This window comes from Kribbella sp. NPDC104218 (genome assembly GCF_055584105.1).
In genome coordinates this window covers 3,179,474-3,194,928 of record NZ_JBVJMQ010000001.1, presented here as the reverse complement: position 1 = coordinate 3,194,928, position 15,455 = coordinate 3,179,474, and the positions used below count along the sequence as shown (strand labels likewise).

The 15,455-nt window shown below is 70.2% G+C and carries 15 protein-coding genes; 5 read left to right on the top strand and 10 right to left on the bottom strand.

The genetic code is table 11. From position 1 onward, the window contains the following. The first annotated feature begins 65 nt into the window (after positions 1–65). On the top strand, positions 66–1,838 hold the full coding sequence (locus ACZ6ZD_RS15060; protein ID WP_465672179.1) for an acetyl/propionyl/methylcrotonyl-CoA carboxylase subunit alpha: 1,773 nt from the start codon (positions 66–68) through the stop codon (positions 1,836–1,838). A 45-nt stretch (positions 1,839–1,883) separates the two neighbouring features. Here ACZ6ZD_RS15060 and ACZ6ZD_RS15055 read toward each other — a convergent pair whose 3' ends face one another. Further along, positions 1,884–2,267 carry a hypothetical protein gene (locus ACZ6ZD_RS15055; protein ID WP_465672177.1) on the bottom strand — a complete coding sequence of 128 codons (384 nt, stop codon included), beginning with the start codon at positions 2,265–2,267 and terminating at the stop codon, positions 1,884–1,886. A gap of 142 nt (positions 2,268–2,409) precedes the next feature. Here ACZ6ZD_RS15055 and ACZ6ZD_RS15050 point away from each other — a divergent pair, with 142 nt between their 5' ends. Beyond that, a complete protein-coding gene (locus ACZ6ZD_RS15050; protein ID WP_465672175.1) occupies positions 2,410–4,326 on the top strand; it encodes a CASTOR/POLLUX-related putative ion channel in 1,917 nt (638 codons plus the stop codon). A 12-nt stretch (positions 4,327–4,338) separates the two neighbouring features. Then, on the top strand, positions 4,339–5,211 hold the full coding sequence (locus ACZ6ZD_RS15045; RefSeq protein WP_465672173.1) for a peptidylprolyl isomerase: 873 nt from the start codon (positions 4,339–4,341) through the stop codon (positions 5,209–5,211). A 51-nt stretch (positions 5,212–5,262) separates the two neighbouring features. Here the strand turns inward: ACZ6ZD_RS15045 and ACZ6ZD_RS15040 are convergent, their stop codons facing one another. The 3 genes from ACZ6ZD_RS15040 to ACZ6ZD_RS15030 form a co-directional block, all read right to left on the bottom strand. Continuing rightward, positions 5,263–6,438, bottom strand: a complete 1,176-nt coding sequence (locus ACZ6ZD_RS15040) for a glycoside hydrolase family 76 protein (protein ID WP_465672171.1) — start codon at positions 6,436–6,438, stop codon at positions 5,263–5,265. Positions 6,439–6,515: 77 nt separating this feature from the next. Continuing rightward, positions 6,516–7,736: a SpoIID/LytB domain-containing protein gene (locus ACZ6ZD_RS15035; RefSeq protein ID WP_465672169.1), complete on the bottom strand. Its 1,221-nt coding sequence runs from the start codon at positions 7,734–7,736 to the stop codon at positions 6,516–6,518. Beyond that, positions 7,733–9,286 (bottom strand): N-acetylmuramoyl-L-alanine amidase, encoded by a 1,554-nt coding sequence (locus tag ACZ6ZD_RS15030; RefSeq protein ID WP_465672167.1) that lies wholly within the window; start codon positions 9,284–9,286, stop codon positions 7,733–7,735. Before ACZ6ZD_RS15030 ends, ACZ6ZD_RS15035 begins: the two co-directional genes overlap by 4 nt. A gap of 161 nt (positions 9,287–9,447) precedes the next feature. Between ACZ6ZD_RS15030 and ACZ6ZD_RS15025 the strand changes: the two genes are divergently transcribed. Both ACZ6ZD_RS15025 and ACZ6ZD_RS15020 read left to right on the top strand, forming a co-directional pair. Next, a complete protein-coding gene (locus ACZ6ZD_RS15025; protein ID WP_465672165.1) occupies positions 9,448–10,257 on the top strand; it encodes a hypothetical protein in 810 nt (269 codons plus the stop codon). A gap of 153 nt (positions 10,258–10,410) precedes the next feature. Then, entirely contained in the window at positions 10,411–11,094 is a 684-nt protein-coding gene (locus ACZ6ZD_RS15020; protein ID WP_465672163.1) for a hypothetical protein, read from the top strand. Here the strand turns inward: ACZ6ZD_RS15020 and ACZ6ZD_RS15015 are convergent, their stop codons facing one another. The 6 genes from ACZ6ZD_RS15015 to ACZ6ZD_RS14990 form a co-directional block, all read right to left on the bottom strand. Continuing rightward, positions 11,095–11,946, bottom strand: a complete 852-nt coding sequence (locus tag ACZ6ZD_RS15015) for a PASTA domain-containing protein (RefSeq protein ID WP_465672161.1) — start codon at positions 11,944–11,946, stop codon at positions 11,095–11,097. Further along, complete coding sequence (locus ACZ6ZD_RS15010) at positions 11,943–12,278, bottom strand: sigma factor-like helix-turn-helix DNA-binding protein (RefSeq protein WP_465672159.1); 336 nt, start codon at positions 12,276–12,278, stop codon at positions 11,943–11,945. Before ACZ6ZD_RS15010 ends, ACZ6ZD_RS15015 begins: the two co-directional genes overlap by 4 nt. A 124-nt stretch (positions 12,279–12,402) precedes the next feature. Beyond that, complete coding sequence (locus ACZ6ZD_RS15005; protein ID WP_465672157.1) at positions 12,403–12,759, bottom strand: hypothetical protein; 357 nt, start codon at positions 12,757–12,759, stop codon at positions 12,403–12,405. A gap of 18 nt (positions 12,760–12,777) precedes the next feature. Continuing rightward, a complete protein-coding gene (locus ACZ6ZD_RS15000) occupies positions 12,778–13,371 on the bottom strand; it encodes a hypothetical protein (protein ID WP_465672155.1) in 594 nt (197 codons plus the stop codon). Continuing rightward, positions 13,368–14,639 (bottom strand): hypothetical protein, encoded by a 1,272-nt coding sequence (locus tag ACZ6ZD_RS14995; protein ID WP_465672153.1) that lies wholly within the window; start codon positions 14,637–14,639, stop codon positions 13,368–13,370. The genes ACZ6ZD_RS15000 and ACZ6ZD_RS14995 overlap by 4 nt, the downstream gene beginning before the upstream one ends. Next, positions 14,636–15,415 carry an ABC transporter ATP-binding protein gene (locus tag ACZ6ZD_RS14990; RefSeq protein ID WP_465672151.1) on the bottom strand — a complete coding sequence of 260 codons (780 nt, stop codon included), beginning with the start codon at positions 15,413–15,415 and terminating at the stop codon, positions 14,636–14,638. The genes ACZ6ZD_RS14995 and ACZ6ZD_RS14990 overlap by 4 nt, the downstream gene beginning before the upstream one ends. Positions 15,416–15,455 lie beyond the last annotated feature (40 nt).

The window sequence follows — 15,455 nt, the reverse complement described above, 5'->3', positions numbered from 1 at the left end:
AACGCCCTCCCCACTGTCCAGACTTTGGACTCTAGAGTGGGCCCAGGCTTGAAGGGAGTCGTGCTTTGTCCGAGATCACCAAAGTACTGGTCGCCAACCGCGGCGAGATCGCGGTACGAGTCGTCCGGGCGGCCGCAGACGCCGGCCTGGGCAGCGTCGCCGTGTACGCCGATCAGGACCGGGACGCGCTGTTCGTCCGGCTGGCCGACGAGGCGTACGCGCTGGACGGCGCCACTCCGGCCGACTCCTACCTGAACATCGCCAAGATCCTGGACGTCGCGGCGCGCTCCGGCGCGAACGCCGTCCACCCCGGCTACGGCTTCCTGGCCGAGAACGCCGACTTCGCCCAGGCCGTGCTCGACGCCGGGCTGATCTGGATCGGGCCGCCGCCGTCCGCGATCGACTCGCTCGGCGACAAGGTCAAGGCCCGGCACATCGCCGAGAAGGTCGGCGCCCCGCAGGTCCCCGGCACGCCGAACCCGGTGGCCGACGCGGCCGAGGTGGTCGCGTTCGCCGAGGAGTTCGGCCTGCCGATCGCGATCAAGGCGGCGTACGGCGGCGGCGGGCGCGGGATGAAGGTCGCGCGGACGCTCGACGAGGTGCCGGAGCTGTTCGAGTCGGCGACCCGTGAGGCGGTCAGCGCCTTCGGCCGCGGCGAGTGTTTCGTGGAGCGCTACCTGGACAAGCCGCGGCATGTCGAGACCCAGTGCCTGGCCGACGCGCACGGCAACGTCGTGGTCGTCTCCACCCGGGACTGCTCACTCCAGCGCCGCTATCAGAAGCTCGTCGAGGAGGCGCCGGCGCCGTTCCTGACCCCGGAGCAGCTGGAGACGCTGTACACGTCGTCCAAGGCGATCCTGCGCGAGGCCGGGTACGTCGGCGCCGGGACGTGCGAGTTCCTGGTCGGGCAGGACGGGCTGATCTCGTTCCTCGAGGTGAACACCCGGCTACAGGTCGAGCACCCGGTCTCCGAGGAGGTCACCGGGCTGGACCTGGTCCGGGAGATGTTCCGGATCGCGCAGGGCGAGGAGCTCGGGTACGACGACCCGGAGGTGTCGGGGCACTCGATCGAGTTCCGGATCAACGCCGAGGACGGCGGGCGCGGCTTCCTGCCCGCGCCCGGCACGCTGACGAAGTGGAAGCCGCCGAGCGGCCCCGGCGTCCGGATCGACGGCGGGTACGACGAGGGCGAGACCGTGCCCGGCGCGTTCGACTCGCTGGTCGCGAAGCTGATCGTCACCGGCCGGGACCGGACGCAGGCGCTGGAGCGGTCGCGGCGCGCGCTGAAGGAGTTCGTCGTCGAGGGGATGCCGACCGTCATCCCGTTCCACGCGGCCGTCGTGTCGGACCCGGCGTACGTCGGGGACGCCGGATTCACGGTGCACACGCGCTGGATCGAGACCGAGTACGACAACCAGCTGACGCCGTACGACGGCCCGGTCGGCGAAGCGCCGGAGGCAGGCGAGCGGGAGTCGGTGACCGTCGAGGTCGGCGGGAAGCGGCTCGAGGTCGTGCTGCCGGCCGGTCTCGGGGTCGGGTCCGGCGCTGCCGCCGGTGGCGCGGCCGCGAAGAAGAAGCCCGCGCGGCGGGCCGGTGGGTCCGGCAAGGCCGCGGCGGCGTCCGGTGACTCGCTGACCTCGCCGATGCAGGGCACGATCGTGAAACTCGCCGTCGAGGAAGGCGCGACCGTCGCCGAGGGCGACCTGATCGTCGTCCTCGAGGCGATGAAGATGGAGCAGCCGCTGAACGCGCACAAGGCCGGCACCGTGACCGGCCTGAACGCCGAGGTCGGCGCCACCGTCTCGGCCGGCGCCGTCCTCTGCGAGATCAAGGACTGAGGCCGCGGGCGCCGCGGACCTGCAAAGCCGCGGCGCCCGGCCCACTCAGTAGCTCAGCGTGCCCTTGACCAGGTAGCCGCCGTTGCCGGACACCGGCGAGAGCAGGACCAGGAAGCACGTCCCCTTCGCGATCCCCGTGGCCAGCGTGTGGCTGGACGCCTTCTTCGTGAACTTCTTGACGTCGCCCAGATCCGGCCCGTCACACTCCTCGACGAGCACCTGCGTGTTCTTCTCCAGCGTCGTCAGGTCCAGCTTGATGTCACCACCGGTCGCGATGTACGTCCCACCGGTGCTCCAGTTCTTCCCAGTGACGAGATGGGTGTAGGGCTGCGACGTCTGCGCCTTCCCCGGCGCCGCGTGCGCCGCCACCGGCGCCGCCGCCAGCATCGCCACACCCAGTGCCGCCCCGATCAGCCGAATCCGCATCATGTAACCCCTCTTCGTAGTGTGCATACTCAGTATCTAGATACTCAGTATGCACGACGCGAGGTCCACCCGCCACTCTCACTTCGGGCAGTTGCCCCGGGCTCGCCTATAGTCACCGGGTTCGAGTGAGGCTGAGGAGTGGAATATGTGGCGGGCGCGGGCGCGGTACTGGTTCGACAGCACGATGTCGCGGGGGACGCCGGCGCTGGTCGGGTGGTTGGGGTTGGCATCGACTTTGCTGGTGCTGGTGGTGTCGGTGCTGGTGATCTGGCTGGTGCCGGGGGACGTTCAGCAGCACGGCGGGTGGCCGGATGTGTTCTGGCTGACGCTGATGCGGGCGATCGACGCGGGGACCGTGAGCGGGGACTCCGGGAGTCCGGTGTTCATGTTCTTGATGCTGGCCATCACGGTCGGCGGGATCTTCGTGGTGAGCGCGTTCATCGGCGTGCTGACGACCGGGCTCGAGGGCAAGATCGCGGACCTGCGCAAGGGCCGGTCGAAGGTGGTCGAGCGCGGACACACCGTCGTCCTGGGCTGGTCCGAGCAGGTGTTCACGGTGGTGGCCGAGCTGGTGCAGGCCAACCACAGCCAGCGGCGGTCGTGTATCGCGATCCTGGCCGACAAGGACAAGGTCGAGATGGAGGACGCGCTCCGAGCCCGCGTCGGTGACCTGGGCCGGACGGTCGTCGTCTGCCGGACCGGGAACCCGCTGCGCCCGGCCGACCTCGACCTGGTCAACCTGGCCGAGGCCCGGTCGGTGATGGTGCTGCCGCCGCCGGTCGAGGACGCCGACATCCAGGTGATCAAGATCCTGCTGGCGCTCGGCGACCGGTCGGGCGCCGGCGGCGGCCCGCAGGTCGTGGCCGCGGTCAACGACTCCGACAACCTCGCCGCGGCCCAGCTGGCCGGCGGGCCGCGGACGCAACTGGTCGGCGCGGACGATCTCGCCGTCCGGCTGATCGTCCAGGCGCATCGGCAGTCCGGGCTGTCCGCGGTGTGCACCGATCTGCTCGCGTTCGCCGGGACGGAGTTCTACCTGCGCGCCGAGGCTTCCGCGACCGGGCAGGCGTTCGGTGAGGTGAGCCGGACGTTCGACCGCGGCATCCCGGTCGGACTCCGCGCCGCCGACGGCCGGATCGCGCTCAACCCGCCGTCCGATCGGATCGTCGACGCGACCGACGAGCTGATCGTGCTCGCCGATGACGACAGCTTGATCCATCGCGCGCACACCGCCGTCCCGTTCCGGGCGGAGGCGATCGCGCCCGTGGTTCGGCGGACGCCGGAGCCCGCGCGGACGCTGATGATCGGCTGGAACAAGCGCGCCCCGAAGATCGTCGCGCTGCTCGACGAGTTCGCCGCGCCCGGCTCGCACCTGCAGGTCGCCGGGCCGGACCCGACACAGCTCGGCTCCTACGCGCATCTCACCGTCGGGACGACGTACTGCGATCCGACGAACCGCGCCGAGCTGGAGGCGCTCGACGTCGCGACGTACCAGCACGTGATCGTGTTGTCGGCCGACGGCCGCAGCGGCCAGGAGGCCGACGCGCGCACGCTGCTGACACTGCTGCACCTGCGCGATCTGGAGCAGCAGCTCGGCGACCCGTACTCGATCGTCAGCGAGATCAACGACGAAGCGAACCGCGAGATCGCCCAGGTCACCCGGGCCGACGACTTCGTCGTCAGCGAGAAGCTGATCAGTCTGCTGCTCACCCAGCTGACCGAGAACCGGAACCTGGCCGGCGTCTTCGCCGAGCTGCTCAGCCCGGACGGCGCCGAGATCTACCTGAACCCGGCCGCGGACTACGTCGTCCCGGGCGCGCCGGCGAACTTCGCCACGCTGGCCGAGGCGGCCCGGCGGCGCGGGGAGACCGCGATCGGCTACCGGACGCATGCCGATTTCCACCGGCCCCCGGCGTACGGCGTCGTCCTGAACCCGGCGCCGGACGCTCCGGTGACGCTCGGCGCGGGTGATCGGGTGGTGGTGCTGGCTGATCACAGTTCGGCCGGATTAACAGACAGTTCTCAGGTTGACGCTGTAAGTTCCCTGCAGACATCACGGTGAGGGAGGGTTTGCATGTCCAAGAAGACCCATGAGCAGCAGCTCGCGGCGCGGAAGGCCAAACGGCAGGCCGAGCGGCAGGCTGAGCGGTCCAAGCAGCGCCGCAACCTGGCGATCACGGTGACCGCCGTGGTGGCGGTGGTGGCCGTGCTGGTCGGGGTCTTCGTGGTCTTCGGCACCCGCGGCGACGACACCCCGGCCGCCGGCGGCGAGACCCCGCCCCCGACCAACGAGCAGCCGACCGGCGCGGACAACAAGCCGAAGAGCATCCCGACCGCCCTCGCAGCCGCGCCCAAGCGGGACAAGCCGCTCCCGGCCGAGGTCGACTGCTCGTACAAGAAGGGCGAGGCGCCCGCCAAGAAGGTGAACGCCCCGGAGAACGGCAAGACCAAGGCCTCCGGGACGACGAAGGTCAGCCTGAACACCTCGGTCGGCGACCTCCAGCTCAGCCTCGACAGCGCCCTCGCCCCCTGCACCGTCAAGAGCTTCCTGAGCCTCACCGGCCAGAAGTACTTCGACAACACCAGCTGCCACCGGCTCACCGTCGGCGACGGCCTCCAGGTCCTCCAGTGCGGCGACCCGAGCGGCTCCGGTTCCGGCGGCCCCGGCTACAGCTTCGCCGACGAGGTCTACCCGACCCTCAAGTACGGCCGCGGCATCGTCGCCATGGCCAACGCCGGCCCCGGCACCAACGGCAGCCAGTTCTTCATCGTCTACGGCGACGCCTCCGCCCTCGGCCCGCAGTACACCGCCTTCGGCACCATCGACGAGCCCTCGCTCAAGATCCTCGACAAGGTCGCCCAGGCCGGCGTCACCCCCCAGAACGGCCCCACCGACGGCGCCCCCGCCACCCCCGTCAAGATAAACACGGCCACCAGCGCCGCCTAGTACAAACAAACAGCCGCCGCCGGAGACTCTCCGGCGGCGGCTGTTTCGTTGTCAGGCCAGGAGGCCGTATTTGGAGCGGGGCCAGGCGAGGAGGGCGTGGATCTGGGTGATGCCGGATTGCTGGAGGAGTTCCACGGGGCCTTCGCGGAATTTGTAGAGGTTGGTGGCCGGGTCGCGAAGGGTGTTCCAGGTGTCGTCAGCGTAGGACTGCATGGCTTTGCGGTAGCGGGGGTCCGGGGCGACGGTGTCCAGGATCAAGAGGTTCTTGAACCAGATGGAGTTGAAGGCGGCGCCGTTCTTGGCCAGGAGCTCGCGGGTGTTGTAGAAGGCGAGGGAGGCGTTCGCGACGGATTTGGCGTCGCGGAGGTAGCGGTGATCGCCGGTGGCTTTGTAGAGCAGGACGCCGGCGCCGAGCATGACGCCCTGGTTGTAGGTCCACTGCGTCTTCTCGATGGTGCCGGCGAGATCGATGTGGTCCCAGTAGAGGCCGTTGGGGGCGAGCATGCAGTCCTGCGCCCACTTGTACATCCGCTTCGCCCAGGTCAGGTAGGTGCGGTCGCGGGTGAGGAGGTAGAGGTGGGCGCCCAGCTCGGCGCCGGGGCCGTTGGAGATCGTGTTGCGGTCCTGGCTCCAGGGCGCCTGGGTCCAGTAGACGCCGCCGGCGCAGGGGTGGCTCGGGTCGGTGTCCCAGCCGTGGATGACGAGCGCGAAGATCTCCCGCGCGCGGGCCAGGGCGGCGCGGTCGCCGGTGCGCTTGTAGTGCTGGACGAGGTGCAGCCCGATCCACTCGTTGTCGTCGTAGAACTTGTCCCCGCCCTGCCCGAGCGGCGCGCGTACGTAGGAGTCGTAGCCCTTCGGCGTCGTCGTCGCGTTCCAGTACGGCGCGTAGGCGTCGATCCGGCGCTCGGCCTCGGCCGACGCCTTGTGACCGGCGCCCGGGATGCCCGCGATGTTCTCGGCCGCGACGGCCGCCTGCGAGTAGGGCCAGATGTACGAGTACGGGTTGGAGTGCGTGTTCGGGTACTCCTCCAGCAGCAGGCCGGGCCCGGCGCTGAAGTACTTGTTGATCGCGTCGTACGACGCCTTCGCGCGGGCCGCGTTCGTCCCGGGTCCGGTCACGGCCTCAGCCGTCCCGGCCGCGGCCGGCCCGGTCTGCAGTGAGCCCACGACCGCGACCGCGAGCAGCCCCGCCGCGATTCGAGTTGATATACCCAATTTTCCAAGCATCGACCGGCTCCTCTTGAGCGGTGGCGGTTGACATCGATGTCATGTTCTAACCGGCACAGGGGAATTCCGTCAATGGCTCAGCGGCCGGCGACGTCCGCCGACAGAGTTGTCATATCAAGTGCGGCCGCCGGGAAGGCCAGCCAGGCCGACCGCAGATGCAGCCGGCCGCGGAGCTTGTCCGCGCTCAGCTCGCGCGTCCCCTTGGAGCCGACCGCGACCACGCGGACGGCGCGCCCGCCGCTCGGCCCGATGCCGGTCCGCGTCTTGACTCGCAGCGTCCGGATCGACCCGACGTCGAAGGCGGCCTGGACGTCGGCGGCCGATCGCGTCACCGTCCAGGTGACGTTGGGATTGCCGTTCCCCGGGTAGCCGTCCCAGGTGTCGACCTTCATCACCTGGTACGGGACCTTCCCGGCCGCCGTCGCGCCGCCGTTGGACGACGAGAACTCGGCGATGATCGGCTTGCCCTTGTAGAGCCGCACCTGCCCGGTCGTCGCCTTGATCGCGGCGTTCGTCGCCGACTTCTCCGAGTCGAACCCGCCGTACACCTGACAGGCGATCGTGTCGCACAGATCGTAAGCCCGCTTGGCGCTCCGGCTCCGGTGGAAGACCGAATAGGTGCGCGCGGCAACGGACTGCGCCTGCAGGGCGGCCGGCTTCCAGGTCGACAGCGCCTCCCGCGGGACGACGCCGCGCAGGTAGTGCTCCAGCGACACCACGTTGACGGTGTCGAGATGCTTGCCCGGGACATCGATCGCCCGCAGTCCGCCGCGATACCGCCGGACGGCGCCGCTCGGCAGGATCAGGCTGGTCACCGCGGCGCCCTCGAACTGCGTCATCGAGCTGAACGTCTTCCACAACGTCCATTTCTTCGTCTTGGTGTTGTACGAGCTGACCTTCGTCCCGTGGTCGCCGTGCGGGTCGATCGACCACTGGTTCCGGGTCGATGCCTTCGGCAACACGAAGACCTTGTTCCGGACCAGGTCCCGAACTTTCAGATTGTTGACCGCGGCAACGCGGATGCCGTCGGTGGTGTCCGCGCTGATCCGGATCCGGACGCTTCCGGTCGCCTTCCCCCGGGTGGTGCCCGGGTAGTAGAAGTCGAGGATCTGCTGCGCCGACTTCCCCGCGATCGCCGCGCCCTGGGCGCCGTACTGCGACATCCCGCGCCCGTGCCCGAACCCGCGACCGGAGATCGTGGTCTCCTTGGCCGCCTCCGGCTCGATCTCGCGGGCCTGCGCCGTCGCGCTGACCAACGTGGAGCCGATCACCACGGCAACGACGACACGTTTTCTCATGAGCCACTCCGGTATTGGACGAGCACCGTACGCCGGCGCGCGTTGTAGGTCAGCGAGCCGTTCTGGTAGTTCTGCCGCAAGCCGTCCCGCACCTTGTAGATGTCGGTGGTCGGCAGCCCGAGCCGCGATCGCTCGGCGCCGAGCGCGACGTACTTGCGGTAGATGAGCCCCGTCACCGGGCGGACGCCGTACGGGCGCGCCCAGTAGAAGCCGCCGTCGCGGAAGGACTGCACGCGCGTCCCCGGGACGCGGCCGTTGTGTACCTCGGTCGTCGGCAGGCCGAGCCGGACGTCGGGGCCCATCCGGCGATAGCGGTTCCGGAAGACGCCCGCGGTCGAGTGCGCGCCGGTGGAGACCGAGTAGAAGACGTCCCGGGTGCCGAAGTACGTCGCCCAGCCGGTCCGCGTCGCGTGTTCACCCCAGTAGGGCTGGCCCAGCGTCCGGAAGCCGATCTTCTTGGCGAACCGGTAGATCGGCGTCGTCACCGTGCCGCCCATCAACGTGTTGACCCGTTGCTTCAGCCACCGAAGTTTGGCGTAGAGCTGTTGCCCAGGGCATGCGGTCGCCTTGGTGTCGCGATGCCCGGAGATCGTGTGCATCTTGTGCCCGGCCAGCACGATACTGGCCGACGGTGAGCGGTAGTTCGCGTCGAGTTTCCACGCGATCACCCGGGCCGTTGCCTCCAGCATCGGAGTCGGCGGCGCGACCTTGTCGAAGTTGCCGATCAGCGAGACGCCGAACGAGTTCGCGTTGAAGGCCTCGGTGTGCGCCCCGAGCACGGGCAGCGCGGCGCCGCCGTACCGGCCCTCGAAGGCGCGACCGAAGCGGTCGACGAGGAAGTTGTACCCGAGGTCGCACCAGCCCCGGCTCTTCACGTGATACGCGTACATCGCCCGGACCATCGCCGGCACCTGCGCCCGCGTGTAGTCGTTGCGATCGGCCGTGTGATGGACGAAAGCCGCCAGCACGGTCTTCGTGTACTTCGGCCGCCCGCAGTCCTTGTTGTGACCGCGCAACCGCTCGTCGGCGCCCCAGCGCTTGCGGCTCCAGATGTTCGGCATCGGGTACGGCGCCCGCGTCGCCGCCGGGTCGACGCCCTGCGCGGTCGGCGATTCAGCGCCGTCTCCGGACCGGACGCCGGGCTGGATCAGCGTGACCTTCGCCCCCGCCACCGTCGTACCACTCGCGTCCACCGCGCTGGCCTGGACGCCGTCCGCGGCGCCGACCCAGAGCGGTTCGGTACCCGGCCGGCCCTCCGGGACGTCGGGGCCGTGATCGTCCTCGACGAGCAGGGGCTGCCACTCCGTCCACTGGCCGGCGCTCTTGACGCGGACCTTGGCCTGGACGCCGGTGACGCCGTCCGGCCAGGTCACCCCGAGCATCGCGAACGGCTTCGTCTCCGCAGCCACCGACGGACCGGTGATCGCGAGCTCCTGGTAGCTGTCGTCGGCAGCCGCGACGGCCTGGGGTTCGGCGCCCGGCAAGGCCTGCGGCGCGGTCAGCGAGAGTGCGGTCAGGACGAGCATGCCGAGTCGGAGGGTCTGGCTCATCGAACAGCCTTCCGGCGGAGGTGATGCGGTCGCTGGGCGGCGGTAATCGATTATGCGCGCTGAGTGACCGCAATCCGCGGATTACCCACCCTGCGTGGCGTGCCGGGTTTGCGGGGTTCGATAAGCTCGCCGTAAAGCCCGATAATTTGAAGAGGCCCGACATGACATACATCCTGATCATCGCTGTGGTGGTGATCGCGGTGCTGGCGTACCGCTCGTACCGTCGGACCCAGCTGCAGACCAAGAAGCAGCACGAGATCACCGCGGCCGAGATCGAGTCGGTCAAGCGGACCGCCGACGAGGACATCACCCGCTTCGGCGAGGAGCTGCAGGACCTCGACCTCGAGATGGTCGGCAAGGACCTCGGCGACGGCGCCCGGCAGGACTACCAGCGCGCGCTGGACTCCTACGAGTCGGCCAAGCAGGCCGTCGGCCAGGTCACCGAGGCCGACCAGATCAAGCACGTGATCGAGATCCTCGAGGACGGCCGGTACGCCGCCGCGTGCGTCCGCGCCCGGGTCAACGGCGAGCCGCTCCCGCAGCGTCGTCCGTCCTGCTTCTTCAACCCGCAGCACGGCCCATCGGTCGTCGACGTGATGTGGTCGCCGGCCGGCGGCGCCCCGCGTGAGGTCCCGGCCTGCGCCGCGGACGCCGAGCGCGTCCGGGCCGGCGCCGAGCCCGACGTCCGCAAGGTCATGGTCGGCCCGCAGCGCGTCCCGTACTGGGAGGCCGGCCCGGCCTACTCCCCCTACGCCCAGGGCATGTTCGGCGCCCTCGGCGGCGTCATGACCGGTATGTTCCTCGGCACCATGCTCGGCGGCATGTTCGCCGGCGGCGCCTACGGCGACTTCGCCGGCGGTGACATGGGCGGCGACATGGGTGGTGGCGACATGGGCGGCGACATGGGTGACATGGGCGGCGGCGACGCCGGCGGCTGGGACTTCGGCGACTTCGGCGGCGGCGACTTCTAGTCATCCCCCCAAAAGGCCCCGGCGACCACCACGGTCCGCCGGGGCCTTTTGCATCAACCTGCAATCCAGCTCCGCTGACAAGGTCTTCCCCCGAGCGGTAATCTCCGCCTGCGCGACCACGGGGTGCGGTCGCCTTCCCCAAGGAGACCCGCCATGTATTACCGCTCCCTCACCGTCGCGCTCGCCGTCCTCGCCGCCGGAGTACTCACCGGCCAGGCGCCCGCCACGGCCGCACCGCAGGCACTGCCGAAGTGCTCGCTGCCGGTGCCCGCGAAGCTGACCATCAACTCGCCCGACACCTGGGTCTACAGCCTCAAGCTCGGCAGCGGTTGTCCCAAGACCGTCCAGGACACCAACTGGTGGGCTGTGCGTCCGGACGGGACCTACAACCTCGGCGTCGGCGGTCCGTACGACAGCGTCAGCATCCCGGTGAACAAGACGCCGATCGGCGTGCTCACGCGCTGGACTCCAGACGGCTACGGTCGCGACAGCGCCGGCCGCAATGTCGCCACCCTGCTACCGGCCACCTCCACCACCAAGTGCGCCGCCGCCATCGGCCTCACCGGCGTCCGAAAGGGCACCAAGACCACCCTCTCCGCGCGAGCGACCTACTACGCGACCAAGACGAACACCTTCGCCCGCCACCACGGTCGCGTCCTCTTCCAGAAGCGCGACGTCGGCTCGTCCACCTGGACCGACCTCGGCTGGGCCTACCCCAACTCCAAGACCGGCGCCGCCAGCTTCGTCATCACCACCAACCGCGCCCGCGACTACCGCGTCTACGTCCCCTCCAGCCAGACCGTCTGGTACGCCTACTCCGCGACCAAGCGGGTCTGATCAGGAACCGGCGACGACGATCGTCACTTTCGCGCCGGGCACGTGCAGTGTGCCCGGCGCGGGCGTGATGCCGAGCATCTCGCCGGCCAGGTGGCCCGGCGCCTTCCTGGTCTGGACGACGGGTTGCAGACCGAGCGCCTTGAGCTGATCGACGTACTTCGGCACGGAGCGGAACGCCGGATTCTTCGCATCCTCGAAACGCGGTTCGGGGACGCCGACCACGTCGGTGACCACGCTGACCCGCGCGAGCAGCCGGTCCACCTCGGCGGCATCCGTACTGGACGCCGCCCGCACAGTCACGTCGAGGGTCGGGAAGTAGACCGCTCCGGAGCAGACCTCGTCTCCGTTCAGGACACCCGAATCACACGTCGTCCGCTGTCGTTCGGCCCGAACCCCACCGATCTCGACCACCTCGTCGGACCGGAACCCGAACTGCTTCGGCTGCCCACTGGCGAGCTCGACGCTCTCGACCCCCTTGGGCCGCGGCCGCATGCAGTAAGTCATCGCGCGGAGGTCGACCACCACCGTGTCCCGCACCGGCGTCCCGCACTCCAAGACGTTCCGCCCCCAGTTCGCCGGCACGGCGACCGCCACCTGCCCGATCCCCACCAGCCGCATCGCACCGGCCGGCGGATCGGCCGCCACCGGAGGCTGCGTCACCTCCGGCCGTTGGGTGAGGAACGCCGTCCCACCAGCCACCGCAACAACCGCCGCCACCGCGCCGACAACGCCGGCCCGACGCCGACGCCGGATCCGCGCCGCCCCCGATCGAATCGCGTCGAACCGCGGCGGCCCGACGACCTTGTCCGCCACCGCGCGATCCAGGACGTCGCTCAAGTTCGGTTCCGTCATCGTGCCCCTCGCATCTCCGCCAGCCCCGGATCCGCCGCGAGGATCTTCGAGGCCCGCGACAGTCGACTCTTCACCGTCCCGACCGCGACCCCGAGCGCCGCAGCCGCCTGCTCATCGGTCAGATGCGCGTAGTACCGCAACACCACCGCCGCCCGCTGATCAGGACCCAATCGCTCGAGCGCCCGCATCACCGCATCCGTGGTGTCGACCCCCACGGTCTCGTCCGGCACCGAGCGCTCTGGGAACACCGCCACCGGCTTCTCCCCGGTCCAGCGCTCCAGCACCGTCTGCACCAGATCCTCGGCCTCCGGATCACTACACCCCAGCAGCACACCAACGCACCCCACCGCGCCGCGACGTACGCGGTGAAGTCGGAGTCGTCGACCATCTGATCCCTTCCGGAGCCCACACCCTTGAAGACAGGCTGGCTCCGGCGGATGGTTCCGGCCGCGGGGCCTAGGTGCGTTTCAGGATGATGAGGCCCGACCAGTCTTCCTGGTCGGGACCGCGGAGGGTGACGCGGCGGACGTCGACCTCGTCGCCGATCCGGACGGGTGCGCCGCCTTGGACGTAGAGCGGGCCGCAGTTGGCGTCGGGAGCGGTCTCGACGCCTTGGCCGGCGGTGGCCTGGACGCAGCCGCCCTTCCCGTCGGGGTAGAGCGACGCGACTTTGCCCGTGAACTGAACGGGCTCGACGGTGTCGGTGGTGCGGCCGCCGATGAGATAGCCGACGGCGGCGGCCGCCAGCAGGGCGAGGATGCCGAGCACCAGCGGAAGGGTCTTCGGACGCGTCGGCGATGTCACGGTCGTCATGAGTGAGCTCCAGACAGGTCAGGCGGCGTTGTTGTTCCGGCGCGGGCCTCGCAGCACGAACGCTAGCGAGCCGAACCCGACGATCAGCGCAGCAATGAGTACCGATCGGCCATCGATGTCGACGGTCAGGATCGACCACGCGTGGGCGGTGCCCTCGTAGCGATCGGTGCCGCCGAAGAAGCAGGCCGCCGTCAGCAGGACCGGGGTGAGCCAGGCCAGCTCCGGCTCGACGACGACCACGCTGAGCAGCAGCAGACCGAGCAGGATCGCCGCGTTGCGCACCAGGCTGGGGAGCAGGCCCTCGGGGCCGAGGAGCGCCGCCACGACCGCGCCCAGACCGGTGGCCGCCCAGAGGACGGCGCCGTGCGCCAGCCGGAGCCGCCGCATCATCTCGGGGTGGACGTCCTCGAGCGCCGGCATCCCGGCCGACAGGGTGATCGAGGTCATCAGCACCGGCAGGATCGGCGCGAGCAGAACGGCCTTCACGACGATCACGTCCGGGGCGAACGGAACGTGCAGCACGCTACGGCTGGCGGCGGCGACCACCAACCAGCCGAGCGCGAGCAGCAGCAGCGAAGCCGCGAGCAAGCGGGACCGCGCGTACAGGATCACGAAGGCGGCCCCACGACACCCTCGAAGCGGCAGGCGTCACCGGCCGTCAGCGCCGCCTGGACCCAGGTCTCCTGCGCGGCCTTCGGCGCGCCCAGGGCCCGGTCGAAGCGCGGGTCGGCGACACTCGCGCCGGCGATCAGCCCGCCCTTGACCGACAGGAAGTCGGCCACGAGCTCGAGGCTGCGCATCGGCTCCGTCGGCGGCGGCGCGTCACCGAGCAGGCAGCGCCGGTTGATGACGAAGTACCGGGACAGGACGGTCGGGTCGACCTGGTCGCCGACGACCGTTCCCGGGTTCAGCACGAACGCGCGACCGCTGCTCGGGGCGGACTGCGCGGCGACGACCTGCTCGAAGCGCTCCGGCGCCTTCGCGCCGAAGGCGGCCGCCTGCTCCGACAGCGCACGGAAGGCCGCCTCCAGCGGCGCGGCCGCCTGCTTGTTCTCAGGCCGGACGCAGACCACCGGAGCAGAGCCCAGGCAGGTGAGCGCGACCGGGCGCGGATCGACTTCGAGCGTGGTCCGGTTCCCGGTCGCGAGCCAGCCTGCCGACCCGACGGTCAGCAGGACGGCGAGCACGCCGATCACCCGCCGGAGATCGAGCCGGCCGAGCATCGTCCGCCGGACGCCGGCGCCGAGCAGGAGCAGCCCCAGACCCAACAGGCTCTGCCCGAGCGCGACGGCCGGCACGTAGCGCAACCCGGCCAGACTCGCCGTCGCCCCGCCGACCCGGACCCAGACCTCCGGCAGTGCGCCGGACGAGAACTGCGTGGTTGCCACCAGCAACAACACGGTGACGACCGCGGCCATCAGGTTGTTCGGCACCAGGACGCCGAGCAGCATGCCGAGCCCGGCGTACCCGGCCAGCAGGAGGAACTGCGGAAACAGCGGGAACAGATCAGGGACGCCGGTCGCGCCCGCGCGCACGCTGATCACCAGCGCGGCGACGACCGCGAGCAGATGCACGATCCACGCCCAGCCGACCAGCCCGACGAGCTCCGCGGCCTGCGCCCGGTACGGACGTCCGACGGCGTCGACCAGCTCGCCGAGCTTCGCCCGCGAGGACACGGCCCGCCAGACCCCGATCCCCGCGACGACCGGCCCGACCAGGAGGACCGTCGAGCCCACCCAGTCGATCGCCCAGGCGGTCTCACCGCTCCACATCGGCCGGCGGTCGAGCACCCCGGCCACCTCGATCCCGAGCAACAGCGGGACCAGGTACTTCACCGGCGTCCACCACAACATCCGGGGCAGGACGGCGATCCTCGTCACGAGGCGATCACCCCCGGCCGCACGAGCGCCAGGAAGGCCCGTTCGACATCGTTCGCGGTCGGGGCCTCGGCGGCGGCCGCGCCGGAGCGGGCCTTGCCGACCAATTCGTCGAGAGTGCCGTCGAAGAGCACGCTGCCCTGGTGCAGGACGACGCTGTGGTCGGCCAGCGCCAGGACGTCCTCGGACAGATGCGTGCTGAGCAGGACCGGGCGATCCACGCCACAGGCCTGGATCAGCTCGCGCATGTCGATCCGCTGGACCGGATCGAGCCCGGCGGTCGGCTCATCGAGGAGAAGCACCCGGGGCTCGCCGAGGAGCGCGGCCGCCAGCCCCAGGCGCCGGCGCATCCCGCCGGACAGGGTGTGCGTCCGTGCCTTCGCCTTGTCGGTCAGGCGGACCTGGGCGAGCAGCTCCGGGATCTGCCGCTTCGCGGCGGCCGGCTCGCACTCCTTGAGGTAGGCGAAGTACTCCAGGTACTGACGGACGGTCAGGTGGCGCTGCACCGGCACCGACTGCGGCAGGTAGCCGATCCGGCGGCGGTAGGCCTGCGCCTCCCGGGCCGAGCCGACCGGCTCGCCGTCGATCCGGACGCTGCCCGCGGTCGGACGCAACAGGGTCGTCAGCACCCGCAGCAGGGTCGTCTTACCGGCGCCGTTCTCGCCGAGCAGCGCGGTGACGCCGTCGCCGATCCGCAGGCTCACCTGCGTCAGCGCCTTGATGTCGCCGAAGGTGACCGAGAGATCTTCGACGCCCACAGTGGTCCAGTCGTGCGGCACGCGGTTTTGTCCGATCTGTTCGCGAAAAGCGCACTGTGCG